This window comes from Piscicoccus intestinalis NBRC 104926 (genome assembly GCF_001515525.1).
In the GTDB taxonomy this organism is placed as follows: domain Bacteria; phylum Actinomycetota; class Actinomycetes; order Actinomycetales; family Dermatophilaceae; genus Kineosphaera; species Kineosphaera intestinalis.
The window spans coordinates 53,687-78,086 of record NZ_BCNQ01000002.1 but is presented as its reverse complement, the minus strand read 5'-3'; the positions used below and the strand labels follow the sequence as shown (position 1 = coordinate 78,086).

Genomic DNA, 24,400 nt, shown 5'->3' with positions numbered 1-24,400 from the left:
CAGAGGCGCCTGGAGTACGTGGCCTGGCCGCCGTGGCGCTACCCGCCCAGGCGCAGCCGGACGACGGGGATCTGCGGATCCGCCTGGCCGGTCGCCTCGCTGATCACCGAGCGCAGCCGGGCCCACAACCGGGGATGTGCCCGTTGATAGCGCGCCAGCACCGCGGCACCGGCCTGCTGGTCGAGGAGTTCGGCGGTCGCCGGCACGCGACGCGCGAACTGGTGCCAGACGTGACACTGCGGGTGGGCGCGCAGGTTCCGGTACCACTGGGCCCGTTCGCCGAAGCCGGACGCGACGATCAGCGCCTGCGGGCGTTGGTCCTCGACGACCTCGAGGGTCGTGAATCGCGTTGCGCGGCTGCGGCGCCCGGTGTGTTCCAGCAACAGCAGGCGCGGACCGAACAGCCAGCCCAGGCCGGCGCGCTGCACCAGTATCGGTGCGCGCGCCAGCCGCGGCATCGTGAGGAATCGCCCGAGCATGCCGGTCATGGTTGACCCTCGGACCCGTCGGAGCAAGCAGTCCGGAGAGACCCGTGCGTGGTCCTCGTCCATGCAGAACTGAACGATCTCGGTGTCCAACGTCACTGTGCGTAGTCGATGACGTGGCACAGCTGGCCGCGGGCGTCGTCGGCCAGCACCGCGCGCATGGCGTCCTCGATGCGCTCGAACGGCGTGACGCCGGTGATGAACTCGTCGAACACCGGGTCGCGCAGGGCCTGCAACGCGACGGCGAGACGGTCCGCGTGGCTGCGGGAGGACCGTCTCCGCGGTGAGATCCGGCCGACCTGGCTCGCGCGCACCGACAGGCGCCGGCTGTGGAAGTCGGCGCCCAACGGCACCGGCACCTCACCCTCGCCGTACCACGACATCTCGAGCACCTCGCCCTCGTCGGCGACGAGCTCCAGCGCTCGCGCCAGCCCGGCGGGGTGGCCGGAGGCGTGCACGATGCTGTCGCAGCCGTCGGCGGCCTGGTTCGGGGTGGCGAAGTCGATGCCGAGCGCCGCGGCGAAGGCCGCCTTGCCGGGGTCCGCGTCGATGAGTTGGAGATGTTCCACGGGAAACATGCGCAGCAGTGCCGCGACCGACGCCCCGACCATGCCCGCGCCGATCACCGCGATCCGGTCGCCGAGCAGCGGCGCGAGGTCCCAGCACGCGTTGACGGCCGTCTCCAGGGTGCCCGCGAGCACCGCGCGGCGTGGCGGCACCCCGTCGGGCAGCACGGTGACCGCCTCGGCCGGCACGACGTAGCGGTCCGCGTGCGGGTGCAGGCAGAAAACGTCGCGCCCGAGCAGGTGGTCCGGCCCGGCCTCCACGGTGCCGACCGACAGGTACCCGTACGCGACCGGCCAGGGAAAGTCCCCGCGCTGGAAGGGAGCCCGCATCGTCGACGCGACGGCGGCGGGCACCCGGCCGTGCCGCACGAGCCGTTCGGTGCCCCGCGAGATCCCGCTGAACCGGGCGCGCACGACCACCTCGCCCGGAGCCGGTGCCGCCAGCGGCTCCTCGCGCAGCTCCCCGCGATCCGGCCCGGTGAGCCAGTGGGTGCGGGCCGTGTCGTGCGCGTTCATGCCGCCCTCCGCTCTCCGTCTCGACGCCCGCGCCCGAACCGGCCGCGCTCGCCGCGCGCCCGGTCGGTGCGGGTTGCCGGGACCCCCGGGGTTCTCGCGGCACGAGCCGCGCCTCGGGTCGGACGGAGCGCGGCAGACGGAGTGGTCGAGCCGTCGGAGGCCGCCGCCGGCTGCGCGCGCCGCCCGAGGAGCCACACGGGCAGCCCGGGCAGGCTCGCGACGAATGCGAGCACGCCGTACGCGACGGCCGTGCTCAGGCCCAGCTGCGCCCCGAGGCCCGCGGTGGCGAACGCCCATGCCGCGGCCCCCTCGCGCGGCCCCCACCCGCCGACGTTCAGCGGCACCCCCATCGCGACGAGCGCGAGCAGCACCAGCGGGAGCAGGGTGGTCACGGGCTCCTGGGCGCCGACGGCTCGGGCCGCGACGAGGAACAGCGCGACGTGCCCGGCGAGCACGGCCAGTGACAGGCCCGTGACCTGCGGCCACGTGTCGGCGGCGAGCAGGCGACGCAGCTGGCCGCGCACGCGACCGTCTCCGTGACGGGATGCGCGGCGGGTCGCGACGACCCCGACCAGCAGCGCGGCAAGGAGCCCGAGCAGCAGCCCGACCCCGACCGCCGACTCGACCGGCGAGGCCCACGCGCCCAGCCAGGCGGGGCCGGTCGCGAGCGCGACCGCCGTGACGACCCACAGCGCCACCTGCCCGCTGAGCCGCTCGAAGACCACGGCCCGGGCGGCGGGCCCGGGTGCGCCGCTGGAGACGGCGTGCCGCACCGCGCGCTCGGCGTCGCCGACGATCCCCGCGGGCAGCGACGCGTTGAGGAACAGCGAGCGGTAGTAGGCGCCGACCGCCTGCGTCAGCCGCAGGTGCAGCGCGCCGAGCCGGGTGGCCACGAGCCGCCATCGCAGCGCGCTGCCGATCGTCGTCAGCAGCCCGATGCCGAGGGCGCACGCGACGGTCGCGGGGGTCAGCGCACCGGCTCCCTCGACGAACCCGTCGGTGCCGAACCGGGCCGCGAGGAATCCCAGGATCGCGACGCCGGTGCCGACCTTCGCCGTCGCGCCCAGCCACGCCGGCACCCGCTGCCACGCCGGCGCAGCCCCCCGATGCCGCCACAGCCACCGCGTGTCGCGGCCGAACGACCAGGCCAGCGCCGCCGACGCCGCCGCGCACACGACCTGGGCGGCGGGCACCGGTAGCAGCCCGGAGGCGGTCACCGCGAGCGCGACGCCCTGCACCGCGGCCACGGTTTTGCGGGCCGTCGACGGCGGCAACGGGGCGGTCAGCCACGGCAGCGCGAGACCGGCTCCGGCGAAGACGTACCGGGCCGCGCCGATCGACAGCACCCACCAGCCGACGGTCGGGGCGACCGCGAGCGCGAGCAGCGCGATGAGCAGCGCGTCCGACTCCATGTCGAAGCGGGCGCCGCGGGCGGTGGAGCCGCGGCGCCGGGCGACGTACCCGTCGAGGGCGTCCAGCGCCAGGGACACGCCCGCGACGGCGGCCACCAGGGGGCCGGGCAGGGTCGAGACGGGCAGCGAACCGGGCGGAGTCGGCGCGGTCAGGGCGCCGTCGAGAAAAAGGGCCCCGAGGCAGCCAGCCACCGCGCAGGTCAGCCCGGCCCGCGCGAACGTCACCCGGTCCGCGGAGTTGACCGGGCCGCGCGCCCAGGCGTACCACGTGACGATCACGGTGCCCGTCGCCAGCGCGAGCACCACTGGCACGATCGGTGATTCGATGCGAGCCGAGGCAAGGGCGAGCATCGCCGCGGCCAGCCCCGCCCAGCACCACCAGGCGGCGAGCTCACCGGCCATCGCTCGCGATCCGCGCACGGACTCCTCCTCGGGGCGGGTGTGCCGTCAAGTATGTCCGTTCCTGTCTCGTCTCGTCGGGTGAGAGCTTGTGTGTCAGGGTGTCCCGCATGACCGGAATCGACGTCGGCGTCACCGTGGCGGCGCGCACAGTGCTGCCGACCCGTCATGGCCGCTTCGACGTGCTCGCCGTGCAGGTCGACGACGAGCCCGCCTATGTGCTCCTCGGGATGGGACTTCAGGAGGCCACCGACGAGCCGCTGCCGGTGCGCCTGCACTCCGAGTGCCTCACCGGCGACGCCCTCGGCTCGCACCGCTGCGACTGCGGCGACCAGCTCGACGCCGCCTTCGCGTGGATCGCCGCGCACGGCCGCGGCGCCGTGCTCTACCTGCGCGGGCACGAGGGGCGCGGCATCGGCCTCGTCGACAAGCTGCGCGCCTACGGACTGCAGGACGCGGGCGCCGACACCGTCGACGCCAACCTGCGGCTGGGCCGCCAGCCCGACGAGCGCGACTATCGGGGCGCGGCCCGCGTACTCGCCGGCCTGGACATCCGGCGCATCCGGCTGCTGTCGAGCAACCCCGCCAAGGAGGAGGCGCTGCGCGAGGCGGGCATCGAGGTCGTCGAGCGCCGCGGGCTGCTCGTGCCCGAACGCCCCGAGAACCGCGCCTACCTGCAGACCAAGCGGGCGCGCATGGGCCACGACCCGGCGGCCCCGGCGGCGGGCGACGCCGACCCGTTCTACGATCCGGCGCGCCGCCCGGTCGTCACGTTCGCGCAGATGGGGCAGAGCATCGACGGGTTCGTCGCGACCCGCGCCGGCGAGGGCCTCGGCCTGACCTCGCCCGAGGATCACCTGCACCTGCACCGGTTGCGCTCGCTGGCCGACGCGGTCGTCGTCGGCGCGTCGACGATCGTCTCCGACGACCCGCGCCTGACCGTGCGGCTCGTGCCCGGCGCCAACCCGGTGCGGGTCGTGCTCGACCCCCGCGCCCGGGTGCCGCGGCACGCCGGCGTGTTCACCGACGGCGCGGCCCCGACCCTGTGGATCGTCGGACCGCAGGCGCCCGTGCAGGAGCCGCCCGAGCGGGCCGAACTCGTGCGGCTGCCCCTCGCGCAGGGGCGGTTCGAGCCGGCCGCGGTCGTCGCGGCGCTGCGGGAGCGCGGGCTGACCAGGGTGCTCGTCGAGGGCGGCGGCACCACCGTCTCCGCGTTCTGGGGCGCCGGGGCGCTCGACCACCTCTACCTGACGATCAGCCCGGTCTTCCTCGGCGACGGGGTGCGCGGCGTGCGGGTCGAGCCCTGCGATCGGCTGGACGCCGCGCCCCGGCCGCCGGTCGTGTCGCGCCCGCTCGGGTCGGACACGTGCCACTCCTTCACGCTCTGCCCGGACCCCGCAGCGTCGGTCGGGCCGCAGCCCGGGGAGCCCGTCGGGCCGGTCACTGGGGGCTGAGCCACACGTCGGTGTGCTCGAGCCGCACGGTGAGCCGGCCGCGCCGCAGATCCGCGCGGCGACGCTCGAGCCAGGATCGGGCCGGGTCGCGCAGTTCGGGGCGGGCGGCGACGGCGGCGGCCGCCCGCTCGGTGAGGAATCGGTCGATGAGGGCCGCGTCGGCCGGATCGGCGGCGTTCAGTTGCCACGGGGAGTCGGCCCGCAGGGCCCGGGGGTGACGGTCGACGAGGCGGTCGATCGCGCGATGTCCCAGCGCCCGCCCCCGGCCTTGATGCTCGTGGAACGCGGCGTCGAGCCGGTCGGACAGCCGGGCGTCGGGCCCGTCGAGCGGCTCCAGACGCCAGGTCGGGCCGATCGTGAGGGCCACGAGCAGGGCCGCGTCCGCCGCCAGGGCGTCGTCGACGAACCGGTCGAGCTGGTCGGCGGTGAGCAGGTCGAGTAGCGCGGAGGCGGTGACGAACGTGGCCCGCGTGCCCGGCCCCGACACTGACTCCGGCTCCGGGGACTCGGACCGCCGCAGCAGCCCCGGCAGGTCGGCGAGGTCGCCGCACACGCGCCGGGCGGTCAGGCCGGGCGGCACGTGCGCGAGGAGCCGGTCGTCGTGGTCGAGCAGCGTCCAGCGCAGCGGGTGCCCGGACGCGAGGGCCGTCAGGCGCGGGGCGAGCCAGCGCGCGTTGGCGCCCGTGCCGGCTCCGGCGTCGACGACGTGCAGGGGGCCGTCGCCGCCGGCCAGCCGGGGCGTCAGCCAGGCCGCGATCGCGGGGCGCAGCGCCGGCCAGGACCGGTCGCGGGCGGCGGCGTCGGCGGGTTCGCGCAGCGCCAGCCAGTCGGGTTCGATGCGGTCGGCGTTGATCTCGGTGTTGATCTCGGTGTTGATCTCGGTGTTGTCCTCGGTGTTGCTCTCGGTGTTGCTGTCGGCGTTGTGGTCGCTCATCGCCTGGCCTCCGCTTCCTCGGCGGCCGCCGCCGGTAGCGCGAACGCGGACGCCACCGCCCGGGCCGTGTCTCGCCACGTCGGCAGCCGCTCGGCGGCACGCGCGGCGGCGGTCGCCCAGTCGGCCCGCAGCCGCTCGTCGAGCAGCCAACGGCCGAGCGTGCGAGGCAGGTCGGTGAGGTCGACGGCGGCGCCCGGTGTGGGCTCGCCGCCGAGCCCGAGGGCCTCTTGCGCGCCGGTGCCCGCGGTGACGACGGCGGGCACGCCGCGCACCAGCGCCTCGGTGACGACCATGCCGAACGTCTCCGCGAGCGAGGGCAGCACGAGCAGGTCGGTGCGGCGCCACAGCTCCTCGAGGTCCGCGCCGGCGGCGGCGCCGCGCACCGTCACGCGACCGCGCACGTCCGGGGCGTCGGCCCGCGCCCTCAGGCGGGCGGCGTAACCGGGATCGTGGTCGTCGGGCCCGCACAGGGTGAGGCTCCACGGCCGGTCGACGTGCGCGGCCAGCGCCTCGACGAGGGCCGCGGTGTTCTTGCGAGGAGTCAGCGCGGCGAGGCAGGTCACCGCCGGCGGCGCGGCACCGGCAGCGGCTCGCGCTCTTCGCCCGGCACCCTCACCCGCCGTCGAGACCGGGCCCCTGTCCGCGGCCGGGAGCAGGTCCGTGCCCGGGTGCGCGACGACGAGCCTGGGCCCGCCGCGGTCGTGGGCTTCCCCGAGTCCGTAGGTGTCGCTGAGGAATTCGGCCGTCCAACGGCTCGGGCAGACGATCACGTGCGCCGCCCGCATCGCCTGCGCCTCCGACCGAGCGAGGCGCTCGCGGCGCTTCGGCGGCAGACCCGTCTCCAGTTCGGCGGGAAGGTGGGCGATGATCCCGAGGTGCGCTTCGGCGGCGAGGCGGCCGACGGCCTGCGGGCAGCCGGCCGCGAGCAGGCCGTCGATGAGCACCGCCGAGGGTCCCGAGGCGCCCGAGCCGTCAGCGGCGCCAGCGGCGTCAACCGCATCTGCGGCCGCGGCGCACAGCCGCTCACCAGCGGCCGCAGAATCGTCGGGCCAGGGGCCGGGCACTTCGACGAGCCGGGCGCTCACCCCGAGGTCGCGCAGCGCGTCGACCAGCCGCCGGTCGTAGATGTTGCCGCCGGTCGGGGCCTGCACCCCGGCGGGCGCGAGGAGCGTGAGCGTGCCCGGCCGCGTCGACGCGGCGGCTGCCGTCATGCGAGGTCGCGGCGGTAGGTGGCCCAGGCGTCGGGGTGTTCACGCAGCGTCGCGGCGACTCCGCTCAGGCCGGTGCGGGCGTGGCCGGGCAGCCGCTCGACGAGTTCGTCGACGACGTACCGGGCCAGCGCCTCGGTCGTCGTCAGCGTGCCCGTGAACCGCGGGTGCTCGTCGAGGTTGCGGTAGGTCAGCTCGCCGGTGATCTCCTGCAACGCCGTGGTGGCCAGGCCGATGTCGATGACGATCCCGGAGTCGGACAGCTCCGCCCGCTCGAACGTCGCCTCGACGACGTAGGTGGCGCCGTGCAGCGCCTGCGCCGGCCCGAAGTCGGGGTGCGGCAGGCTGTGGGCGATCATCATGTGGCTGCGGACCGTGACGCTGAACATCTTCGCCACTGTAGGCGCGCACCCGGCCCCCGGCCTCCCGATACCGGCCCGCCCCCGGTGACCGCGGGGTCGACGAGCGATCGACGGGCGGGAGCACGCCCCCTGACGTAGGGTCGGCATTCTGTACACGCACACGCAGGAGTGGGTCATGGCCAAGAAGACGACGCCCTCGGGCAAGCGGATCCTCGTGGTGGTCACGAGCGCGGAGGAGTATTCGGCGGCCGGGTACCGCACGGGGCTGTGGCTCGGTGAGCTGACGCACTTCTACGACGTCGTCACCGACGCCGGCCACGAGGTGGTCATCGCGTCGGTCACCGGTGGCCGGGTGCCGCTGGACCCCGAGAGCCTGAGCACGCTCATGCTCAAGCAGGGCGACACCGGAAAGCGCTACCGCGACCGGGCGTTCATGGATCTGCTCGACGACACCGTCAGCGTGCACGACGTCGTCGGCGAGGACTTCGACGCGATCTACCTCACCGGCGGCCACGGCACGATGTTCGACTTCCCGAACAACCCCGACCTGGCCCGGCTCATCCAGCGACTCGACGCGCAGGGCAAGGTCGTCTCGGCGGTCTGCCACGGTCCCGCCGGGTTCCTCGGGGTGCGCCGCGAAGACGGCACCCCGCTGCTGCAGGGCCGCCAGGTGACCGGCTTCAGCTGGCCCGAGGAGAAGCTCGCCGGCCGCGCGAAGGTCGTGCCGTTCCGGCTCGACGACCGCCTGCGCGGGGAGGGCGCCGACTACAAGAAGGCGCTGCGCCCCCTGGCCTCGAACGTCGTCGTCGACGGCCGACTCGTCACCGGGCAGAACCCCACCAGCGCGAGCGGCGTGGCGAAGAAGGTCGTCAAGCTCCTCAAGAAGGGCTGACCCGCGGGTACGTGATCCGCCCGTCGTCCGCGACGTCCGGCGTCGCGCCCCACTGGCCGAATTCGTGCAGGCGCGGCCGACCGTCGGTGAGCAGGTGCCACACCTGCCAGCCGGCGGCGGTGAGGGTGTTGGCGATGACCGAGCGGTGGCACCGCCACGGCATCGGCTCCCCGCACAGGATCGCCACCCGCCGTTCCCGCGCCAGACCGGTGAGTCGGTCGATGCCCGCCCGGTATTCGTCGCTGAGCGTGTAGTCGGCGTAGTTGCGAAAGCTCGCGTTCTCCCAGCCGGCGTTGAGCGCCGGGTCGACCGGTTGCTTGCGTCGGCGGCCGCCGAGCTCGGCCAGGTGCACGTAGTCGATGCCGTCGTCGGCGAGCCAGGTCGGCATCTGCTCGCGGTCGAACTGCGGGCTGCGCCGCGAGCCGGGCAGCGAGCGCACGTCGGCGACGAGCTCGATGCCCGCCTCGTCGAGGGGCTGCAGGAAGACGTCCCGGGGGCAGGTCCAGTGCCCGATGGTCCAGATGGTCGGCGCGCTCACCCCCGCGATTCTGCCCGCCGGGCGGTCGGGGCACGAACCCGGCGTCACGACGGGCGGCGGCGCTGCCCCCGCAGGATAGTGGGAGATCCGCCCGCGCAGTCGCGGCAGATCTGCCGCGCTCTTCGGCGTCAGGACACGGCCTGGCCCGTTTGGCAGGCTGGCCTCCTGGGCTTCGCGAAGGGGGACGCAACCATGAGCAGAACCGACCTCGACGTCGCCGTCATCGGCGCCGGTGTCTCCGGTATCGGAGCCGGTCACTGCCCGGTGCGCGACGAGCACCTGCGCTTCGCCCGGCCCGGTGAGCGGTTGCCGCTCGATGAGACCGCGTGTTCGGAGCCGGTGCCGACATGACCCCGCCCGCAGGTCGCGTCGTCGCGGCGATCACGGGTGCCGGCTCGGGCATCGGGCGCGCGCTGGCGATCGAATTGGCCTGGCGTGGAACCGATCTCGCGCTCAGCGACCTCGACGCGGGTGGCCTGGCCACCACGCGGACCGAGGCGGAGGCCGCGGGGGCGAGCGTGCACACGTCGGTCGTCGACGTCGCCGACCGCGCGGCGGTCGCGGCCTGGGCGCGGGACGTCGTCGGTCACTTCGGGGTCGTGCACCAGCTGTACAACAACGCCGGCATCGCCTTCCGCGGCGGCCGGGTGCTCGACTCCGACTACGACGCCATCGAGCAGACGCTGCAGATCAACCTCTGGGGCGTCATCCACGGCACCAAGGAGTTCCTGCCGCACCTCATCGCCTCCGGCGCCGGCGCGCTCGTCAACATCTCCAGCCTCAACGGCCTGCTGGCCCAACCGGGGCTCGCGCCGTACTGCGCGTCGAAGTACGCGGTCCGCGGCTTCACGGAGGCGGTGCGCGCGGAGATGCTCGCCGACGGCCACCCGGTGGTCGTGACCGTCGTGCACCCCGGCTCGGTGACAACCAGCATCGCGACTGCCGCCCTGGAGGCGGCCCGCCGCGCCGGGGCGAGCGTGACCCCGGAGCAGGAGGCTCGCGCCCGCTTCTCCGACGAACGGGTCTTGCGCACGAGCGCCCCGGCCGCGGCCCGCATCATCATCGACGGCGTGCAGGCCCGGCGCCCAAGGATTCTAGTCGGCCCCGACGCCCGGTTCGTCGACGTCGCCACCCGCCTGGCGCCCGGGTTCGCGCTGCGCCGCACGGTCACGGTGGAGCGCCTCATGCGCCGCGGCTGGTCGTCGTGACCCCCTACAGCAGCGGCCCGAGCATCCCCACGGCGTTCTGCACGAGGCGGTACCGCAGCGGCCAGGCCGCGACCGCCTCCGGGTCGACGCGATGGGAGACCGCCAGGTAGGAATCCTGGCGCGCGCGGACCTGCGCGACCACGTCGCGGTCGACGACGACCATGTTGTTCTCGAAGTTCAGCTGGAGGCTGCGCCGGTCCATGTTGGCCGAGCCGACGAGGGCGATCTCGCCGTCGAGGGTCATCGTCTTGGTGTGCAGCAGCCCCAGCGGGTACTCGTAGACCTGCACCCCCGCCTCCAGCAGCGACGGGTAGGTGCTGCGGCAGGAGGCGCCGACGAGCGGGGAGTTGTTGCGTTCGGGAAACACAATGGTGGTCCTCACGCCGCGGCGGGGCGCGGCGCAGATCGCCCGCAGCAGGGCCGCGTCGGGCACGAAATACGGCGTGGTGATGACCAGGTCGTCGCGGGCGGCGAAGATCGTCGCGACGAACATGTCGGACATCGCGTCGTCGAGCGTGGTGGGCCCGGTGCCGAACATCTGCGCGATCGCGCCGCCCTCGAACGTCTGCGGCGCGGGCTGCGCCGTGGGCAGCCCCTCCAGCGACGACTCGCCGGTCACGGCGATCCAGGAGGCGAGGAAGATGTACTGCTCCTGTCGTACAAGCGGCCCCTCGCAGCGCAGCCAGATGTCGATCCACGGCGCATATTTGGGCGCGACCCTGAACTGCGGGTCGGCGCAGTTCTGGGAGCCGCAGTAGGCGATGGCGTTGTCGATGACGACGATCTTGCGGTGGTTGCGCAGGTCGACGCGCCCGATCGCGAGGTGCCCGAGGCGCGGGATGTCGTTGAGGGTGGCGTGCACGTGCACGCCCGCGTCCTGCAGCTGCTTCCAGCGCGGGGAGTGGATGAACGCGTGCGACCCGAGATCGTCGACCATGACGCGGCACTGCACGCCGCGGCGGGCGGCGGCGCACACGGCGTCGGCGACCTTGCCCCCGTTGTGGTCGTCGAGCCAGATGTAGAAGCTGAGGTGCACGTGCTCGCGGGCCGCCTCGATGTCGGCGACGAGCGCGTCGATGGCGACGTCGGAGTTGATCATCGGCTTGTCGGCGGGGGCGTCGGGGTCGCCCATGACCCGGATGCGGTTGCCCGACCGGGGCTCGAAACGGTTGATGGTGCGACCGAGGTCGAACAGCTCCACCGCCCGCTCGGGCACGTCGAGCCCATTGTCGGGGTGCTCGTCGGGCCGGCGCATCCGCTCGTTGACCGCGCGCAGCTTCTTCACCCGGTCGCGGCCGATGCTCGTCTCCCCGATGAACAGGTAGGCGACGATCCCGACGAGCGGCAGCGTCATGATGACCGCGACCCAGGCGATGCGGGAGGTCGGGGTGCGGTCGGGTCGCACGATGGCGCGCGCCACGACCGCCAGGTGCACGACGAACACGAGCATCGAGAAGAGCCAGCCGAACGGGCTCTGCTGCCAGATCACCAACGGGGCCACGTCCGGCCTCCTACACGCGTCGCAGGTGGTGCGAGCCTAGCCCTCGCCGCTGAATGGGAGCCCGACCAGACGCAGCGCCCGGGCCAGCAGCGCGGCCGCGACGACCTGCGACGCGGCGGTGACGGCGACGAGCTCGACGAGGATCCGCCCCGCGGTCCGGCGCTCGCCCGTAGCATCGCGGCATGACTGCCGACACGGACAGCAGCACGGACCAGGGCACCGGCAAGGGCATCGACAAGGAGCAGGTGCGGGCCGACCTCATCGCGCACCTGCGCGGCGAGGAGTCGTCCGCGGACGCCTCGATCGACGACCGTGAGAGCGCGGCGCAGGCGCCGGACGACCAGGAGCACCGCGTCGACGACGACTCCCAGCGCGACGAGGCGGGCGACCAGCGGGCCGCGTTGCAGGAGAACGAGGCCGCGCAGCTGGCGCTGATCTCGCTGGCGAAGGGCCTGGACATGAGCCCGACGCAGGTCGTGCAGCCGGGGGCGATCGTCACCCTCGACGGCACGAGCTACGTGGTCGGGGTGCCGACCGACGAGTTCACCTCCGGGGGTGCGGCGTACGCGGGGCTCGCCACCGACGCACCGGTGTATCAGCTGCTGCTCGGCAAGCGCGCGGGTGAGACCGTGGTCGTGGCCGGCTCCGAGACGACGATCGACGCGGTGGTCTGAGCCAGAACCGTTCAGTTCGTGGCGATCCCGGCGACGAGGTTGACCGTGCTCGCCAGCACGACGGCGCCGAAGACGTACGAGAGCAGGCAGTGCCGCAGGGTGGTCGCGCGGATCGTGCTGTCGCCGACGGACGTGTCGGAGACCTGGTAGGTCATGCCGAGGTTGTAGCTGAAGTAGAAGAAGTCGCGGTAGGCGGGCGGCTCGCTCTGGTTGAAGTCGATGCCGTGCCCGCTCTCGCGGATGTAGTACAGGTAGGCGTATCGCCCGGCGTACATGAGGTGCAGGCTGGCCCAGGCGCTGAACACGCCGGCGAGCGCCACGGCCGCGCCCACCTGGCTGTCGGAGCCGGAGTGGGTCAGCACGAGCAGCATGACGATGCCGACGAGGGCACCGACGGCCGCGGCGACGACGATGAGTTCTTCGACGACGGGCCGCACGTCCTGGCGGCGGGCGTTGGCGGTGGTCTGCTCGGGGGACAGCGGCCACAGCACGGTCCACCCCCAGCCGAGGAACACCAGATGCATCACGGTGACGCCGACGAGGATCCCCAGCGGCACCGCCGATGAGGCGGCGACGAGCGCGCCGACGACGGCGCCGACGCAGAGCGCGACGATCATGCGTCGCCCCGGCGGCATGGGAAGTCGGGGGGTGTTCATCGGTGTCACGATAGGGCCCCCACCTTGCCCCCGGCCGGGACCGCGCCGAGACTGGCGGACATGGCGAAGGGACGCGTACAGGTCCGGCGCATCTACGAAGACGAGAAGCCCGACGACGGCCGGCGCGTGCTCGTCGACCGCGTGTGGCCGCGGGGCATGAGCAAGGACCGCGCCGACCTCACCGAGTGGTGCAAGCAGGTGGCGCCGTCGACGCAGCTGCGCAAGTGGTACGCCCACGACCCGGACAAGTACGAGGAGTTCGCCCGGCGCTACCGCGAGGAGTTGACGGAGCCGGAGCGCGCCGAGGCCCTGGAGCACCTGCGGGAACTGGCGTCGCAGGGTGACCTCACGCTGCTGACCGCGACCAAGCGCGCCGACATCAGCGAGGCCACCGTGCTGGCCGAGGAACTGGGCGGCTGACGAAAGCCCGCCGAGGCGGCCTTTCTACACTGCGGGCGTGCAACAGCGACTAGCGGCTCGAGCGACGCGCGCCCGGGACGGCGCGACCCGCCTCACGGCGCGCACTCGGGCTCGCTCGCCGCTGGTCGACCACGTCGTGCGGGCGGTCGGGCAGTACCGCGCCCGGCAGGGTTCCACGCTCGCGGCGGCGGTCACCTATTACGCGTTCCTGTCGTTCTTCCCCATGCTCGCGCTGGCGTTCGCGGCCGTCGGCGCGATCAGCGCCTACGCTCCGGACGCCCGGCAGTCCCTGGAGCAGGGCCTGCAGGCGGTGCTGCCCGGCATGATCGGAGCCGGTCAGGGCCGGCTCTCGCTCTCGACGATCGAGAGCGCGGCCGCCCCGGTTGCCGGGCTCGGCGGCCTGGCCGTGCTGTACTCCGGGTTGGGCTGGATCGGCAACATGCGCTCGGCGCTGCAGGCGATGTTCGACACCCCACTGCGGGATCGGCCCGGATTCGTCACCGGCTACGCGCGCGATCTCGTGGTGCTCGTCGTCATCGGCGTGGTGCTCGTCCTCGGCGTCGCGCTCACCGGGCTCGTCACCGGGTTCTCCACGCGCATCGCGGAATTCATCGGTCTACAGACCGGGTTGGCGTGGCTGCTGCAGGCCCTGTCGCTGGCCCTGGGGGTGCTCGCGAGCACGGTGCTGTTCACGGTCATGTTTCGGCTGCTCGCCGAACCGCCGGTGTCGGCGGGCGCGGTACGGTCTGGCGCGCTGCTCGGCGGCGTGAGCTTCGAGGTGCTCAAGCAGGCGTCGACCTGGTTGCTGGCCTCGACGACCCGGCAGCCGGCCTTCCAGGCCTTCGGCATCGCGCTGATCCTGCTCGTGTGGATCTACTACTTCTCCCGCGTCGTCATGTTCGCTGCGGCCTGGGCCCGCACGGCCCGGTCACCAGGCGCGGTGAAGGGCTGACCGGCCCGCTCAAGCGAGCGGGCCGCGGCGCCCGAGGGCCCACAGGGCGAGGCCGACGACGCACAGCGCGGCCATGGCACCGACGATGGCGAGCCAGCCGCCGGCCGACCACAGGGCGCCGGCGGCGGCCGAGCCGAGCGCGGCGGCGACGAAGTTGAGGCAGACGAGCGCGGTGTTGACGCGGCTGCGGGCCTGCGGGGTGAGGCCGAACAGGCGGGCGGCGATGAGCACGTTGACCGGGAACAGGGCCAGGTGCAGCAGCACGACGCCGGTGATGAGCACCGCGAGGGAGCCCGGCGCGAACGCGAGGATCGCCAGCGAGACCAGGGCGAACACCCAGCACACGCCGATGGCCGGCAGCGACCAGCCGCGGTCGTGCAGCCGGCCGGTGTGCTGCGCGGCGACGACCCCGAACAGCCCGAGCAGGCCGAAGACGCCGATCGCGCTGACCGGGTAGTCGAACGGCGGGCTGCTCAGCAGGTACGTCAGCGCGGTCCAGAACATCATGAACACGCAGAACTGCGTGGCGCTCAGCGCGAGCGTCCATCGCACCGTGCGGTTCTCCCGCACCAGCGTGCCGATCGACGCCAGCAGCGCCGGGTACCGCAGGGTCGCGCGGGGCGCCAGCACCGGTATGTGGCGATGCACGGCCCACGCGAGCACCAGCGCCACGAGCGCCGCGGCCACGAAGATCGATCGCCAGCCGATGGCGTCGGCCAGCGCCCCGCTGACCGCCCGCGACAACAGCGTGCCGGCGAGGAATCCCGCGATGACGGTCGCGACGACCTGCCCCCGGGAGGCGTCGTCGGCGAGATCACCGGCCAGCGGGATCACCAGCTGCCCGGCGACGCTCGTGAAGCCCAGCAGCGCGATCGCCGCCACGAGCAGGCCGAACGTCGGCGCCGTCGCGCACGCCAGCAGCGCGATGACCGAGCTGAGCACGATGAGCGGCACCAGCCGCTTGCGGTCGAGCAGGTCGCCGAGCGGCACGATGAGCAGGATGCCCAGCGCGTAACCCAGCTGGGTCGCGGTGACGAGCAACCCCGCCGACTCCGTCGAGACCCCGAGCTCGGCGCTGATGACCGGCAACAGCGGCTGCGCCCAGTAGAGGTTGCTCACCGACATCGTGCCGAGCACGGCCAGCAGGAGCGTGAATCCGCGTGTCATTCCGGACGTGCCGGCCGTGGGTGAGGTCACCGCCACATCAAACACCGTCGGGCCGCGGCCAGGCAGTTACTGCTCGTGCCCCCGTGGCTCCAGCCGCACCAGGCACGTGTCCGGCGCGGCGAACGGTTCGAGGGCGACCCGGCGCCGGCCCGCCTCGGCACCCTCGGGCAGCGACCGCTCTAGCATCCCCTCGAGCATCCCCTCGTGGACCGCGCAGACCACCGGCTGGTTGTCGTCGACGATCTCGCGGAACGGGCAGTTGCGCAGCGCGATGCCGCCGGGCACCGGCTCCGGCTCGAAGCCCATGTCGCCGAGCACGTCGGCCACGGGCTCGCTCGAATCCCCGGTCCCGCCCGATCGGTGGGAGACGGTGTCGCCGGCCAGTCGCCGCCCCCAGCGCCGGCCCGCCTCCCGGGCGGCCGGCAGCGGGTCGGGTGAGCCGAGCGCGAGGTGCTCGACGAGCATCGCGGCGAGCAGCTGGTAGTTGCGCTCGCCGCCGCGGCTTCCCGCCCGGGTGGGCCGGTACAGGATCTTGGGGCGCCCGCGACCGACGCGCTGCTCGCGCTCCTGGCGGAGCATGCCGTCGGCCTCCAGAGCCTCGGTGTGGAAGCGCACGGTGTTCGGGTGCAGGTCGAGCCGTTCGGCGAGCTCCTCGATGCCCACCGCACGCCCCGACGCGCGCACCGCCGCCAACACCTGGCCGCGGGTGCCGGCCACCCCAGCGGTGGGGCGGCCGATCGAGCGCGGGCTCTGCGACATGACTGATGGCTTTCGGCATCGGGACGAGGACGAATTAATACTACTGCAATGTGATAATTTCAGCCTTGTGCGGCGCGCTCGGTGCCGCCACATCCCTGATGCTGCCGCCCGCGCCGCGACGAACAGCCGGGCGAGGAGAGGAGACCTCGATGTCGGAGCTGGAGATCACCGAAGTGCGGTCCGCCTGCGGCTGCCACGAAGACCACGGCGAGCCCGAGCTCGACGCTCGCGCCATCCCGCACGCGATCCGCCACGCGACGATCTTCGGGGCGCTGTCGGCGATCAAGCCGGGTGGCGCGCTGATCCTCGTCGCGCCACACGACCCCAAGCCGCTGCTCGCGCAGATTGCCGACCGCGAGGGCGACGCGATCGAGGTCAGCTACCTGGAGCGCGGCCCCGAGGCCTGGAAGCTGCGGCTGGCCCGCCGTTGACCGGCATCCGACCGGCATCCGACCGGACCTCACACCAGGTGCACCTCGCGCTTGCGCATGACCGGCAGTAGCGGCAGGAGGCGCGCGAACACCCACGAGGTGATCGGCGCGGTCTGCAAGCGCATTCGCCGCTCCCCGGCCCGCAGTTCCTGACCGGTGGCGGGGGTGAAGAACGACCGGGCGTCGACGCCCATCTTCTGGTACTCCCGGATGTGCGGGCGCAGCGTGCGCTCCCACCCGTCCAGCGCCGCCGAGACGTCGCCGGGATGCTCCGCGAGGCGCAGGCCCAGCAGGTTCGCGCCGGCGAGGCCGGAGGTCGCGCCCATGCCGGAGTACAGCGACGGGCACCAGGCGGAGTCGCCGACCAGCACCACCCGCCCGCGGTGCCATGACGGCAGGTGCACCTGCTCGACCGCGTCGAACAGCGCCGGGCGGCCGTCCTCCAGCTGCGTGATCGCCGCCTCCAGCACCGGGCCGAGTTCGGCATCGTGCCCGTACACCTCCCGGAGGCGGGCCGCCACCGGCACTCGCTTCTCCGCCTTCACGTCGTCGGTGCCGTAGGAGAAGAGCACGGTCGACGGGCGGTCGTCGAACGGAAACACGTGGAACGCGCGGTTGGGCTCCAGGAGCCGGGCGCCCATGCCCTGGGGCAGCGTCGGCAGATCGTCGGTCAGCGCGAACGCGCAGATCATCGTGCCCATCCGGTCGATCGCTTCGGAGTCGGGGGCGAACACAAGCCGGCGTACCTGGGAGTGGATGCCGTCGGCACCGACGACGAGGTCGAAGCGCTCGGTCGTGGTGCCGTCCGGCCCGGTGAGGGTGACGTCGACCCCGTCGGCGTCCTGGCTGATCGCGCGGGGGGTGGTGCCGAATCGGATCGATACGTCGGGAGCCTGCTCGCGCAGGGTGTCGTAGATCGCCTCCTCCACGTCGTCGCGCATCGTCAGGTACGGGTTGATCGGCAGGTCGCCGAACCCCAGGCCCGGGCGGCGGTGGCCCGTGCGGTCGATTGTGTACGTCGTCGGTTCGGGCGAGCGGTGGTTGGCGAGCCGGTCACCCACACCGAGGTCCTGCGCCGCGTACCGACCGGCCCCGAAAATCGCCATGAAGTAGCCGCCGCGCCGGCGTTGCGGCGCGCGCTCGATGATTACCGGCTCCCACCCGGCGCGGTGCAGCGCCAGGGCGGAGGCGGTGCCACTGATACCCAGCCCGACGACCAGTGCTCGCGGGGCTGGTTCCCGGTGCACTCGAATGCTGCTGTCTGTCATTGAAGCCCACTCCCATCCACGTAATAAGAAACCCCTCGTTTCTTAACGAAGACGCTGGCAGGGTGCGATAGGATACGCAAAGTGTCTTAGGAGGTGAGGGGATGACGACCCGACGTCGGGGCAAGGAGCTGGAAGGGGCGATTCTGGCCGCGGCATGGGAGCAGTTCACGCAGGGCGGCTACCCGGCGGTGACGATGGACCTGGTCGCCGAGCGCGCCGGAACGAGCAAACCGGTGCTGTACCGGCGCTGGCCGGATCGCGACGCCCTCCTGCGAGCCGCGATCCAGCACGCGGTCTCGCGGGTGCGACTCCAGGCTCCGGGCACTGGCTCCCTGCGCGACGACATGCTGGCCCTCATGCGGCAGGCCAACGATGAACTGCTCGGAATCGCCGCCGCCGTGAGCGCCCACCTCGCGCGCTACTTCGCCGACACGGGAACGACACCGGCGGCCCTGCACGCGTCGATCGACGTCGATCTCCTCGCGCTCGTGCAGACCATGTACGACGAGGCCATCGCCCGCGGGGAGATCGACCCGGCGCGACTCACCCCCAGGATCGCGGCGCTGCCGGTCGACCTCATGCGCATGGAGATCGTCACGCGACTGGAGCCGGTGCCGCAGGACGTGATCGAGGAGATCGTCGACACGATCTTCCTGCCGCTCGTGCGCCCCGCCGGCGCGACGGGGTGACCGCTGAGCCGGCGGCGCTGACTCTCAGGCGTGCCCGTCGGGCTCGCCGCCGCCGGGCTGCACAGACCACGACGGTGGCTCGTCGCGGCCGGCCTCCTCGTCCGCGCTGGCGTCCGCGGCCGTGGCCTGCGTAATGCCAGGCGCGTGGTGCACGGGCGCGTAGATCGTGTACAGGCGCATCGGCTCGTCGCCGGTGTTGATGACGTCGTGCCACGTGCCGGCGGGCACCTGGATGGCCCACCCGTCCCGCACGTCCTGCTCGAACTCGAGCCGGTCCTGCGCCGGGCCCATGACACATCTGCCCTGGCCCGCGTCGAGCCGCAGGAACTGGTCGGTCTCGGGGTGCACCTCCAGGCCGATCGACTCACCGACCGGGATCGACATGAGGGTGACCTGGAGGTACTTGCCGGTCCAGGCGACCGTGCGGTAATTGCTGTTGGCCCGGGTCTCACCCTCGATGTCGAAGGCGTTCGGGTGGGGGCCGTTGTCGGAGACGGTCATCGTGTGCCTTTCTCTGGCGCCGAGGGCGCTGCGCTCGAACCTGTCGTCTCGACCCTAGAGTCGTTTCAGGGGTCGTTTCGACCCGCTTGGCCCGACAAGGGCAGCCGAAGTCCTTCGTCCGCGAGCACGATGGGCCCGTCGAACGATCGGCGCGCGTCCGCCAGCGTGCGTTGGCGATCGTTTCCCGGCCAGAAGTGCGTCATGAGCATGCGCCGCGCGCCCGCCGCGGTGGCGATGTCACCGGCGGCGTGCCCGTCGAGGTGGAACTCCGACTGCAGCGAGGCCGGCACCTGCACCCGCTGATAGCGGTCGCTCGCCTCCGCGATGAACAGGTCGACGCCCGCCACGAGCTCCACGAGTTCCGGAGACGGGCCGCACCCGCCGTTGTAGGCCACGCTCACGGAGTTTGACTCGGAGTCGGAGTCGAGGCGGACTCCGGCGTTCGGCACGACGTGTGGCAGACGACGGGCGGTGAGGCGGAACGGGCCCAGGTCGTAGGTGCCCGGCAGCTCGTGCCAGCGGAAGACGGAGTCCACCGCGCGCCCGGGTGCGTCGCCCCGGCGCGCCCGGACGGTCATGCGGACCCCCTCGGTGGCGTACACCGGCAACGGCGGCAGCGCGCCGGAGCTCCCACCCGCGTTGTGGCGGGCCTGGAACAGGGTGTGCAGGTCGATCATGTGATCGGGGTGGCGGTGCGTGATGATGACGGCGTCGAGGCCCTCGGCAACCGGCGACCCGAGCAGGTCGAACAGCCGCGGGGCCGTGCGGTATCCCAGGTCGAGGGCGACGCGATAGCCCTCGTGCTCGAGCAGGAAGCCGGAACAGGCGCGCCCCGTCTCCGGCCATGCTCCGCAGGAACCGAGAACCGTCAATACCGACGTCACGAGCCAACCCTAGTGGCGGCCCGCGATCACCCTGGCGGAGGCGGAGGCCATGCAGGGGTCGCGACGACCCGCGATGACCCCGCTGACGGCAACCTCACTCAGCCACCATGCACGGTGCGCTTTCTGAAAAACAGCTAAGAATTCCGCGCTTTCTGAGAAGCGTGCGGAATGTGCTCCCGGAATTGTCGATGGACGGCCGCAGGTGGGACCTTCTTCCTTCCCCGCGCGAATATGCCCGCTGCTACTGTTCCCGTTGGAGCCGCGCTGACCTGCGTCGATCTCGGATTCTTCCGATCGTGTCCGCCGACTCGATATTCGATTCGTCCTGCCTAAGTGGGACTTTTCATGCTCACGGAACGGGGCGGGCCACATGATTTGGTTTCACCTGATCGTCGTTCTCGCATTCATCATCATCGGTGCGCGCCTGGGTGGCATCGGCATCGGCCTCGCGGGTGGAGCCGGTGTGCTGGTACTCGCCGTCACCGGCCTGCACACGACCGCCACGAAGGACGTGCCGTGGTCGGTGATCGGCATCATCATGCCGGTGATCTGCGCCGTGGCCGCGCTCCAGGTGGCCGGCGGCATGGACCATCTCGTGCACCTCACCGAGGTGCTGTTGCGCCGCCACCCGAAGCAGATCAACTATCTGGCGCCGTTCGTCACGTACATGCTGTCGCTGCTGTGCGGCACCGGGCACACGGCGTACTCGGTGATTCCGGTCATCGTCGACGTCGCCAAGGAGCGCGGGATCCGACCATCGCGGCCGCTGGCGATCGCGGTCGTCGCCTCCCAGGTGGCGGTGGCCGCCTCCCCGATCTCAGCAGCGATGGTGGCGTTGGCCGCCGCGATGACGCCGCTCAACGTCGGTTATCTGCAATGCCTGGCGATCACCATTCCGACGACCTTCATCGGGTGCTTCGTCGGCGCCATCGTCTCCTCGCGCCAGGGCTGCGAACTCAGGGACGACCCGGTCTACCAGGAGCGTCTCGCCAAGGGCCTGGTGCGCCCGAGCGTCGCGAGCGCCGACGTCGACTACACGCCGCAGCGCAGCGCCGTGCCGAGCCTGCTGCTGTTCATGCTCGCCCTTGTGCTCGTCGTCACCTACGCGACCCTGACGTCGAAGGAACTCGGGATCATCGCCGAGCCGCCGATGGACTCCACCGCCGCGATCATGGCGATCATGCTGACGACGGCCGCCCTCATCTGCGTCGTCGCCAAGAAGCCGGCCGGTGCCATCGCCGAACAGGGCACGTTCCGCGCCGGCATGACCGCCGCGATCTGCATCATGGGCCTGGCCTGGCTGGGCAACATGTTCGTCAACAACTACCTCGAGCAGATCCAGGCGGCGCTGGCCGGTCCGCTGCAGGCCCAGCCGTGGCTGGCCGCGGTGTTCTTCTACTTCGCGGCGCCGCTGATGTTCTCGCACGCGGCCACCACCACCGCGTTCATGCCCCTCATGGTGCACCTCGGGCTGCCGGCGATCGCGCTGGTCGCCAGCTACCCGGCCGTCGCCAACTACTACCTGCTGCCGAACTACCCGACGACGGTCGCGGCCATGGAGATGGACGACACCGGCTCCACCCGAGTCGGCAAGTTCGTGCTCGCACACCCGTTCGTCATCCCTGGCACCGTCGCGATCATCGTCACCGTCGCGCTCGGCTTCCTGCTCGGGGCGGTCCTCATCTGAGCGAATCCGCGCCCAACGACCGGCCGCGAGAGTTCAGCGGCCGGCCAGGGAGCGCAACACCTTCGGTGCCGAGCGCCAACCGGTGACGGGGCGGAAGTCGAGTGCCGCGCGCGTGAGAGCAGCGACTTCGTCGTCGCGCAGCCGCAACTCGGCGGCGGCCACATTGCTCTCCAGCTGCTCGACGCTGGAGGCTCCGGGGATCGCGGCGACCTGCGGGTCGCGGATCACCCAGGCGAGAGCGACCTGCGCGGGCGTCGCGTCGTGGGCGTCGGCGATCTCACGCAGCGTCGCGAACAACGGCCGCGCGGCGTCGAGATTCTCGGGCAGGAACAGCGGGTTGGCCGACCGCACCCCGCCGACCCGTTCGCCCGAGGTGTGCCGCGCCGACAGCAGTCCCTGCGCGAGCGGTGAGTACGCGATGACCAGGCGCTTCTCCCGGCGCGCGAACGGCAGCAGCTCGTCCTCCGGCCCGCGGTGCACGAGGCTGTACTGCACCTGGTTGGCCAGCACGACGGGGGCCGGTCCGGCGAGCGAGGCAGTGTCGTGCGCTTGCCGGTGCGCGACCGCCAGCGCGGCGTCGGCCTGCTGCCAGCGCCGCAGCGAGTAGTTGCTCACGCCCGCGTGCCCGACGACGCCGAGCTGGATCAGCGCGTGCATCCCGCGCATCGTCGTCGCGTCGCTCACGGCGGGGTTCGGCTGATGCACCTGGTAGAGGTCGAGTCGGCGCACGCCGAGCCGGCGCGCGCTCGCGATCGCCCGCTGTTCGACGACCGGGGCCACCGGCAACAGTGGAAACAGCTTGCTCGCCAGGAAGATCGCGTCGGGGTCGGCGCCGGCGTCCCGCAGCGCGCTGCCGAGGATGCGCTCGCTGGCGCCGCGGCCGTAGATCTCAGCGGTGTCGAAGAGCGTGACGCCGAGCTCGAGGGCGCGGCGCACGATGGCGGCGGCCTCGTGGTCGTCGTAGTCGGGCCCGTAGCCCCACTCCCGACCGGACCCGAACTGCCAGGTGCCCAGTCCGATCTGCGAGACGGGAACGGCGGTGTCGACGTGTGCATGGCGCATGCCGCCATCACACGCCGCGGTGGCGCGTTCGGCAAGTCAGGGCACGTCGAGGTTCAGCTCGAGGTCGACGAGCGGGGCGTGCTGCTGGGCGCCGTACACGTCGGTCTCACCGAGGTCGCCGGCGACGAGCGCGCGACGCAGCGTGATCTTCAGGGCATGGGCCGGGTCGAAGGCGATGATGTGCAGCACGTCGTCTTCGCCGACCCGGTAGAGCCGGGCGATCAGCTCCGCGTCGATGAACCGGGAGTCGACGACCCGGCGGTACCAGGCGGGGTCGTCGAAGATGACGTCGAGGGTCAGCTCGTAGGGGCCGGCGTTCTTGGAGCGGATCACGCCGGCGATGTCGCGCAGCCGCACGCTCATCCCTCGCCTCCGATCGTCGTCAGCTCGACGGGAAAGAGCGCCGTGGGGTCGTCGACCGCCAGCAGGTGGAACAGCGAGAACCGGTACACCTCGCCGGTGCGCACGTCCGACGGCGAGTACGGGAACGCGAGGTTGCCGGCAGTGCTGCGCCGTCCTGGGTAGCCCAGGTGCAGCAGCGTGGAGCGGGCGAACGCGCAGACCGTGTCGGCCAGTTCCGGTGTGCGCGCGACCGCCTCGAAGACGATGCCGAGTTCGTGAGCGGGCTGCGTCGTGGTCTCCAGCGGGCCGAGCACCCCGTTCTTGCCGTACAGGTGCAGCTGGAGCCGGTAGGCCTGCGGGTCGACGCCGGCGAAGTTGTCGGCGACGGCCGCGTGCACCGCGTCGACGAGGTCGTCGACCTGCTCAATGAACACGGGGTCGCGGGCGCCGGCGATCGACAGCGTCCGGTAGCCGACCGGCGCAGCGCCCTCGACCTTCACCGCGTACGGAGTCGGGGCGAAGGTCGTGCCGCGCACCCGCACCACCCGATCGGTCTCCGGCTCGAAGACCGTTGCGGTGAGGTCGAGCACGCCGCCCGGTCCGGGGAGCCGGTAGGGGTCGGATTTCTCGTACAGCGTGTGGGCCGCCACCGAGGTCGTCGTGCACGCCCGGGCGGGATTCAGCGGTTCGACGAGAAAGTGGTCGGCGCGCAGGGTGCCGAGCATGCAGTCTCCGCCGGAGCCGGGGGTGGCGGCGATCGCGGCGCACTCCAGGATCTTGCCCAGGTGCAGGGCGAGGGCCGCGTCGAACCCCGAGCGGATGGGCACGGCGGCGAAAACCGCCGGGTCGTAGGCGCGCCCGGTGACGATGACGTCGGCGCCGGCGTCGAGGGCGGCGACGACCGGTTCGACCCCCATCTGGGCCACCGCGTGGGTGCTGTCGGTGATGTCGTCGTCCGTGGCGTCCGGCGCGGCCGGGACGGGGGTGAGCCGCCCTGCGGCGAGCGCCCGCCGCAGGGTGTCCTTGTCGATGTCGGCACCGATCACCGCGAGGCGGCAGCTCAGCGCGAGCTCGCGGGCGACGGCGCGCACGATGTCGACGGTCCAGTCCAGGTGCGGCCGCGCCCCGGCTCCACCGGCGGAGCCGATGATGACGGGGATGCCGAGTTCGCGGGCCCCGGCGAGCATGAGCCGCAGGTCGCGCGCGACGGCCTCCTTGTCGGTGAACGACTTTCCCGCGCCGAGGTAGTAGGGCCCGGGATCGGTGGAGCCGGCGTCGACCGCGATGACGTGCGGGTCGCGTTCCAGCCCGGCCCGCCACGACGCCTCCGGAAAGCCGTAGCCCAGGATCGCCGTCGGCGACAGGATGCGGATCTCGTCCTGCGTCACGTGCCTCACCTCCGTGGGATCCGCCCATACTGGCAGCCTGATGGT

The 24,400-nt window shown here is 72.6% G+C and carries 27 protein-coding genes; 10 read left to right on the top strand and 17 right to left on the bottom strand.

Annotation, left to right across the window (positions count from 1 at the left end; translation table 11 throughout):
• Window positions 1–38 precede the first annotated feature (38 nt).
• The 3 genes from PINTE_RS01000 to PINTE_RS00990 all read right to left on the bottom strand — a co-directional run bounded on the left by PINTE_RS01000 (window position 39) and on the right by PINTE_RS00990 (window position 3,399).
• A complete protein-coding gene (locus PINTE_RS01000; protein WP_068425066.1) occupies window positions 39–488 on the bottom strand; it encodes a nitroreductase family deazaflavin-dependent oxidoreductase in 450 nt (149 codons plus the stop codon).
• 92 nt (window positions 489–580) lie between these two features.
• Window positions 581–1,567, bottom strand: a complete 987-nt coding sequence (locus tag PINTE_RS00995) for a zinc-dependent alcohol dehydrogenase (RefSeq protein ID WP_068424947.1) — start codon at window positions 1,565–1,567, stop codon at window positions 581–583.
• Window positions 1,564–3,399: a lysylphosphatidylglycerol synthase domain-containing protein gene (locus PINTE_RS00990; RefSeq protein ID WP_157087010.1), complete on the bottom strand. Its 1,836-nt coding sequence runs from the start codon at window positions 3,397–3,399 to the stop codon at window positions 1,564–1,566. Before PINTE_RS00990 ends, PINTE_RS00995 begins: the two co-directional genes overlap by 4 nt.
• Window positions 3,400–3,488: 89 nt before the next feature.
• Here PINTE_RS00990 and ribA point away from each other — a divergent pair, with 89 nt between their 5' ends.
• Window positions 3,489–4,832 (top strand): GTP cyclohydrolase II RibA, encoded by a 1,344-nt coding sequence (gene ribA / locus PINTE_RS23765; RefSeq protein ID WP_068424941.1) that lies wholly within the window; start codon window positions 3,489–3,491, stop codon window positions 4,830–4,832.
• On the opposite strand, the gene PINTE_RS00980 is transcribed toward ribA, so the two are convergent.
• Genes PINTE_RS00980 through PINTE_RS00970 form a run of 3 tightly spaced genes read right to left on the bottom strand, consistent with a single transcriptional unit; the run spans window position 4,819 to window position 7,363 of the window.
• Entirely contained in the window at window positions 4,819–5,766 is a 948-nt protein-coding gene (locus PINTE_RS00980) for a class I SAM-dependent methyltransferase (protein ID WP_068424938.1), read from the bottom strand. The genes ribA and PINTE_RS00980 overlap by 14 nt on opposite strands.
• A complete protein-coding gene (locus PINTE_RS00975; protein WP_068424936.1) occupies window positions 5,763–6,977 on the bottom strand; it encodes a glycosyltransferase family 4 protein in 1,215 nt (404 codons plus the stop codon). Before PINTE_RS00975 ends, PINTE_RS00980 begins: the two co-directional genes overlap by 4 nt.
• Window positions 6,974–7,363: a 6-pyruvoyl trahydropterin synthase family protein gene (locus PINTE_RS00970; RefSeq protein WP_068425063.1), complete on the bottom strand. Its 390-nt coding sequence runs from the start codon at window positions 7,361–7,363 to the stop codon at window positions 6,974–6,976. The genes PINTE_RS00975 and PINTE_RS00970 overlap by 4 nt, the downstream gene beginning before the upstream one ends.
• A 148-nt stretch (window positions 7,364–7,511) precedes the next feature.
• Between PINTE_RS00970 and PINTE_RS00965 the strand changes: the two genes are divergently transcribed.
• A complete protein-coding gene (locus PINTE_RS00965) occupies window positions 7,512–8,228 on the top strand; it encodes a type 1 glutamine amidotransferase domain-containing protein (protein WP_068424933.1) in 717 nt (238 codons plus the stop codon).
• Here the strand turns inward: PINTE_RS00965 and PINTE_RS00960 are convergent.
• The gene (locus PINTE_RS00960; protein ID WP_068424929.1) at window positions 8,215–8,766 is read right to left on the bottom strand and encodes a DUF488 domain-containing protein; all 552 of its coding nucleotides are present in this window, start codon (window positions 8,764–8,766) and stop codon (window positions 8,215–8,217) included. The two genes, PINTE_RS00965 and PINTE_RS00960, sit on opposite strands and share 14 nt — an antisense overlap.
• 192 nt (window positions 8,767–8,958) lie before the next feature.
• Here PINTE_RS00960 and PINTE_RS22460 point away from each other — a divergent pair, with 192 nt between their 5' ends.
• On the top strand, window positions 8,959–9,117 hold the full coding sequence (locus PINTE_RS22460; RefSeq protein WP_157087009.1) for a hypothetical protein: 159 nt from the start codon (window positions 8,959–8,961) through the stop codon (window positions 9,115–9,117).
• The gene (locus PINTE_RS00955; RefSeq protein WP_068425060.1) at window positions 9,114–9,974 is read left to right on the top strand and encodes an SDR family NAD(P)-dependent oxidoreductase; all 861 of its coding nucleotides are present in this window, start codon (window positions 9,114–9,116) and stop codon (window positions 9,972–9,974) included. Before PINTE_RS22460 ends, PINTE_RS00955 begins: the two co-directional genes overlap by 4 nt.
• Before the next feature lie 4 nt (window positions 9,975–9,978).
• Here PINTE_RS00955 and cls read toward each other — a convergent pair whose 3' ends face one another.
• Window positions 9,979–11,475 carry a cardiolipin synthase gene (gene cls / locus PINTE_RS00950; RefSeq protein WP_217996454.1) on the bottom strand — a complete coding sequence of 499 codons (1,497 nt, stop codon included), beginning with the start codon at window positions 11,473–11,475 and terminating at the stop codon, window positions 9,979–9,981.
• A gap of 182 nt (window positions 11,476–11,657) precedes the next feature.
• Here cls and PINTE_RS00945 point away from each other — a divergent pair, with 182 nt between their 5' ends.
• Window positions 11,658–12,149 (top strand): hypothetical protein, encoded by a 492-nt coding sequence (locus PINTE_RS00945; protein ID WP_068424927.1) that lies wholly within the window; start codon window positions 11,658–11,660, stop codon window positions 12,147–12,149.
• Window positions 12,150–12,160: 11 nt separating this feature from the next.
• Here the strand turns inward: PINTE_RS00945 and PINTE_RS00940 are convergent, their stop codons facing one another.
• Window positions 12,161–12,805: a DUF1345 domain-containing protein gene (locus PINTE_RS00940; protein WP_068424924.1), complete on the bottom strand. Its 645-nt coding sequence runs from the start codon at window positions 12,803–12,805 to the stop codon at window positions 12,161–12,163.
• Window positions 12,806–12,865: 60 nt separating this feature from the next.
• Between PINTE_RS00940 and PINTE_RS00935 the strand changes: the two genes are divergently transcribed.
• Both PINTE_RS00935 and PINTE_RS00930 read left to right on the top strand, forming a co-directional pair.
• On the top strand, window positions 12,866–13,225 hold the full coding sequence (locus tag PINTE_RS00935) for a DUF488 domain-containing protein (RefSeq protein ID WP_068424919.1): 360 nt from the start codon (window positions 12,866–12,868) through the stop codon (window positions 13,223–13,225).
• 37 nt (window positions 13,226–13,262) lie between these two features.
• Window positions 13,263–14,177 (top strand): YhjD/YihY/BrkB family envelope integrity protein, encoded by a 915-nt coding sequence (locus tag PINTE_RS00930; protein ID WP_084343063.1) that lies wholly within the window; start codon window positions 13,263–13,265, stop codon window positions 14,175–14,177.
• A gap of 9 nt (window positions 14,178–14,186) precedes the next feature.
• Here the strand turns inward: PINTE_RS00930 and PINTE_RS00925 are convergent, their stop codons facing one another.
• Entirely contained in the window at window positions 14,187–15,374 is a 1,188-nt protein-coding gene (locus tag PINTE_RS00925) for an MFS transporter (protein ID WP_217996453.1), read from the bottom strand.
• A gap of 36 nt (window positions 15,375–15,410) precedes the next feature.
• A complete protein-coding gene (locus PINTE_RS00920) occupies window positions 15,411–16,103 on the bottom strand; it encodes a helix-turn-helix transcriptional regulator (RefSeq protein ID WP_068424909.1) in 693 nt (230 codons plus the stop codon).
• A gap of 149 nt (window positions 16,104–16,252) precedes the next feature.
• Here PINTE_RS00920 and PINTE_RS00915 point away from each other — a divergent pair, with 149 nt between their 5' ends.
• The gene (locus PINTE_RS00915; RefSeq protein WP_068424906.1) at window positions 16,253–16,534 is read left to right on the top strand and encodes a DUF2249 domain-containing protein; all 282 of its coding nucleotides are present in this window, start codon (window positions 16,253–16,255) and stop codon (window positions 16,532–16,534) included.
• Between the two features lie 29 nt (window positions 16,535–16,563).
• Here PINTE_RS00915 and PINTE_RS00910 read toward each other — a convergent pair whose 3' ends face one another.
• Window positions 16,564–17,781, bottom strand: coding sequence for an FAD-dependent monooxygenase (locus tag PINTE_RS00910; RefSeq protein ID WP_169798430.1), 1,218 nt, complete (start codon window positions 17,779–17,781; stop codon window positions 16,564–16,566).
• Between the two features lie 122 nt (window positions 17,782–17,903).
• Between PINTE_RS00910 and PINTE_RS00905 the strand changes: the two genes are divergently transcribed.
• The gene (locus PINTE_RS00905; protein ID WP_068424901.1) at window positions 17,904–18,491 is read left to right on the top strand and encodes a TetR/AcrR family transcriptional regulator; all 588 of its coding nucleotides are present in this window, start codon (window positions 17,904–17,906) and stop codon (window positions 18,489–18,491) included.
• A 24-nt stretch (window positions 18,492–18,515) separates the two neighbouring features.
• Here the strand turns inward: PINTE_RS00905 and PINTE_RS00900 are convergent, their stop codons facing one another.
• Window positions 18,516–18,992 carry a cupin domain-containing protein gene (locus PINTE_RS00900; protein WP_068424897.1) on the bottom strand — a complete coding sequence of 159 codons (477 nt, stop codon included), beginning with the start codon at window positions 18,990–18,992 and terminating at the stop codon, window positions 18,516–18,518.
• Between the two features lie 65 nt (window positions 18,993–19,057).
• On the bottom strand, window positions 19,058–19,876 hold the full coding sequence (locus PINTE_RS00895; RefSeq protein ID WP_084343061.1) for an MBL fold metallo-hydrolase: 819 nt from the start codon (window positions 19,874–19,876) through the stop codon (window positions 19,058–19,060).
• A gap of 370 nt (window positions 19,877–20,246) precedes the next feature.
• Here PINTE_RS00895 and PINTE_RS00890 point away from each other — a divergent pair, with 370 nt between their 5' ends.
• Entirely contained in the window at window positions 20,247–21,563 is a 1,317-nt protein-coding gene (locus PINTE_RS00890; RefSeq protein ID WP_068424890.1) for an anaerobic C4-dicarboxylate transporter family protein, read from the top strand.
• Between the two features lie 33 nt (window positions 21,564–21,596).
• Here the strand turns inward: PINTE_RS00890 and PINTE_RS00885 are convergent, their stop codons facing one another.
• Genes PINTE_RS00885 through PINTE_RS00875 form a run of 3 tightly spaced genes read right to left on the bottom strand, consistent with a single transcriptional unit; the run spans window position 21,597 to window position 24,355 of the window.
• Window positions 21,597–22,625, bottom strand: a complete 1,029-nt coding sequence (locus PINTE_RS00885; RefSeq protein WP_068424888.1) for an aldo/keto reductase — start codon at window positions 22,623–22,625, stop codon at window positions 21,597–21,599.
• A 36-nt stretch (window positions 22,626–22,661) separates the two neighbouring features.
• Window positions 22,662–22,988, bottom strand: a complete 327-nt coding sequence (locus tag PINTE_RS00880; protein WP_068424885.1) for a DUF4387 domain-containing protein — start codon at window positions 22,986–22,988, stop codon at window positions 22,662–22,664.
• The gene (locus tag PINTE_RS00875; protein WP_245642731.1) at window positions 22,985–24,355 is read right to left on the bottom strand and encodes an acyclic terpene utilization AtuA family protein; all 1,371 of its coding nucleotides are present in this window, start codon (window positions 24,353–24,355) and stop codon (window positions 22,985–22,987) included. Before PINTE_RS00875 ends, PINTE_RS00880 begins: the two co-directional genes overlap by 4 nt.
• Between the last annotated feature and the right edge of the window lie 45 nt (window positions 24,356–24,400).

Excerpts from the sequence above, each read along its gene's own strand:
- PINTE_RS01000 (WP_068425066.1), bottom strand. The coding sequence starts at position 488 with ATGACCGGCATGCTCGGGCGATTCCTCACGATGCCGCGGCTGGCGCGC.
- PINTE_RS00995 (WP_068424947.1), bottom strand. The coding sequence starts at position 1,567 with ATGAACGCGCACGACACGGCCCGCACCCACTGGCTCACCGGGCCGGAT.
- ribA (WP_068424941.1), top strand. The coding sequence starts at position 3,489 with ATGACCGGAATCGACGTCGGCGTCACCGTGGCGGCGCGCACAGTGCTG.
- PINTE_RS00980 (WP_068424938.1), bottom strand. The coding sequence starts at position 5,766 with ATGAGCGACCACAACGCCGACAGCAACACCGAGAGCAACACCGAGGAC.
- PINTE_RS00975 (WP_068424936.1), bottom strand. The coding sequence starts at position 6,977 with ATGACGGCAGCCGCCGCGTCGACGCGGCCGGGCACGCTCACGCTCCTC.
- PINTE_RS00970 (WP_068425063.1), bottom strand. The coding sequence starts at position 7,363 with ATGTTCAGCGTCACGGTCCGCAGCCACATGATGATCGCCCACAGCCTG.
- PINTE_RS00965 (WP_068424933.1), top strand. The coding sequence starts at position 7,512 with ATGGCCAAGAAGACGACGCCCTCGGGCAAGCGGATCCTCGTGGTGGTC.
- PINTE_RS22460 (WP_157087009.1), top strand. The coding sequence starts at position 8,959 with ATGAGCAGAACCGACCTCGACGTCGCCGTCATCGGCGCCGGTGTCTCC.
- PINTE_RS00955 (WP_068425060.1), top strand. The coding sequence starts at position 9,114 with ATGACCCCGCCCGCAGGTCGCGTCGTCGCGGCGATCACGGGTGCCGGC.
- PINTE_RS00945 (WP_068424927.1), top strand. The coding sequence starts at position 11,658 with ATGACTGCCGACACGGACAGCAGCACGGACCAGGGCACCGGCAAGGGC.
- PINTE_RS00940 (WP_068424924.1), bottom strand. The coding sequence starts at position 12,805 with ATGAACACCCCCCGACTTCCCATGCCGCCGGGGCGACGCATGATCGTC.
- PINTE_RS00935 (WP_068424919.1), top strand. The coding sequence starts at position 12,866 with ATGGCGAAGGGACGCGTACAGGTCCGGCGCATCTACGAAGACGAGAAG.
- PINTE_RS00920 (WP_068424909.1), bottom strand. The coding sequence starts at position 16,103 with ATGTCGCAGAGCCCGCGCTCGATCGGCCGCCCCACCGCTGGGGTGGCC.
- PINTE_RS00915 (WP_068424906.1), top strand. The coding sequence starts at position 16,253 with ATGTCGGAGCTGGAGATCACCGAAGTGCGGTCCGCCTGCGGCTGCCAC.
- PINTE_RS00905 (WP_068424901.1), top strand. The coding sequence starts at position 17,904 with ATGACGACCCGACGTCGGGGCAAGGAGCTGGAAGGGGCGATTCTGGCC.
- PINTE_RS00900 (WP_068424897.1), bottom strand. The coding sequence starts at position 18,992 with ATGACCGTCTCCGACAACGGCCCCCACCCGAACGCCTTCGACATCGAG.
- PINTE_RS00890 (WP_068424890.1), top strand. The coding sequence starts at position 20,247 with ATGATTTGGTTTCACCTGATCGTCGTTCTCGCATTCATCATCATCGGT.
- PINTE_RS00885 (WP_068424888.1), bottom strand. The coding sequence starts at position 22,625 with ATGCGCCATGCACACGTCGACACCGCCGTTCCCGTCTCGCAGATCGGA.
- PINTE_RS00880 (WP_068424885.1), bottom strand. The coding sequence starts at position 22,988 with ATGAGCGTGCGGCTGCGCGACATCGCCGGCGTGATCCGCTCCAAGAAC.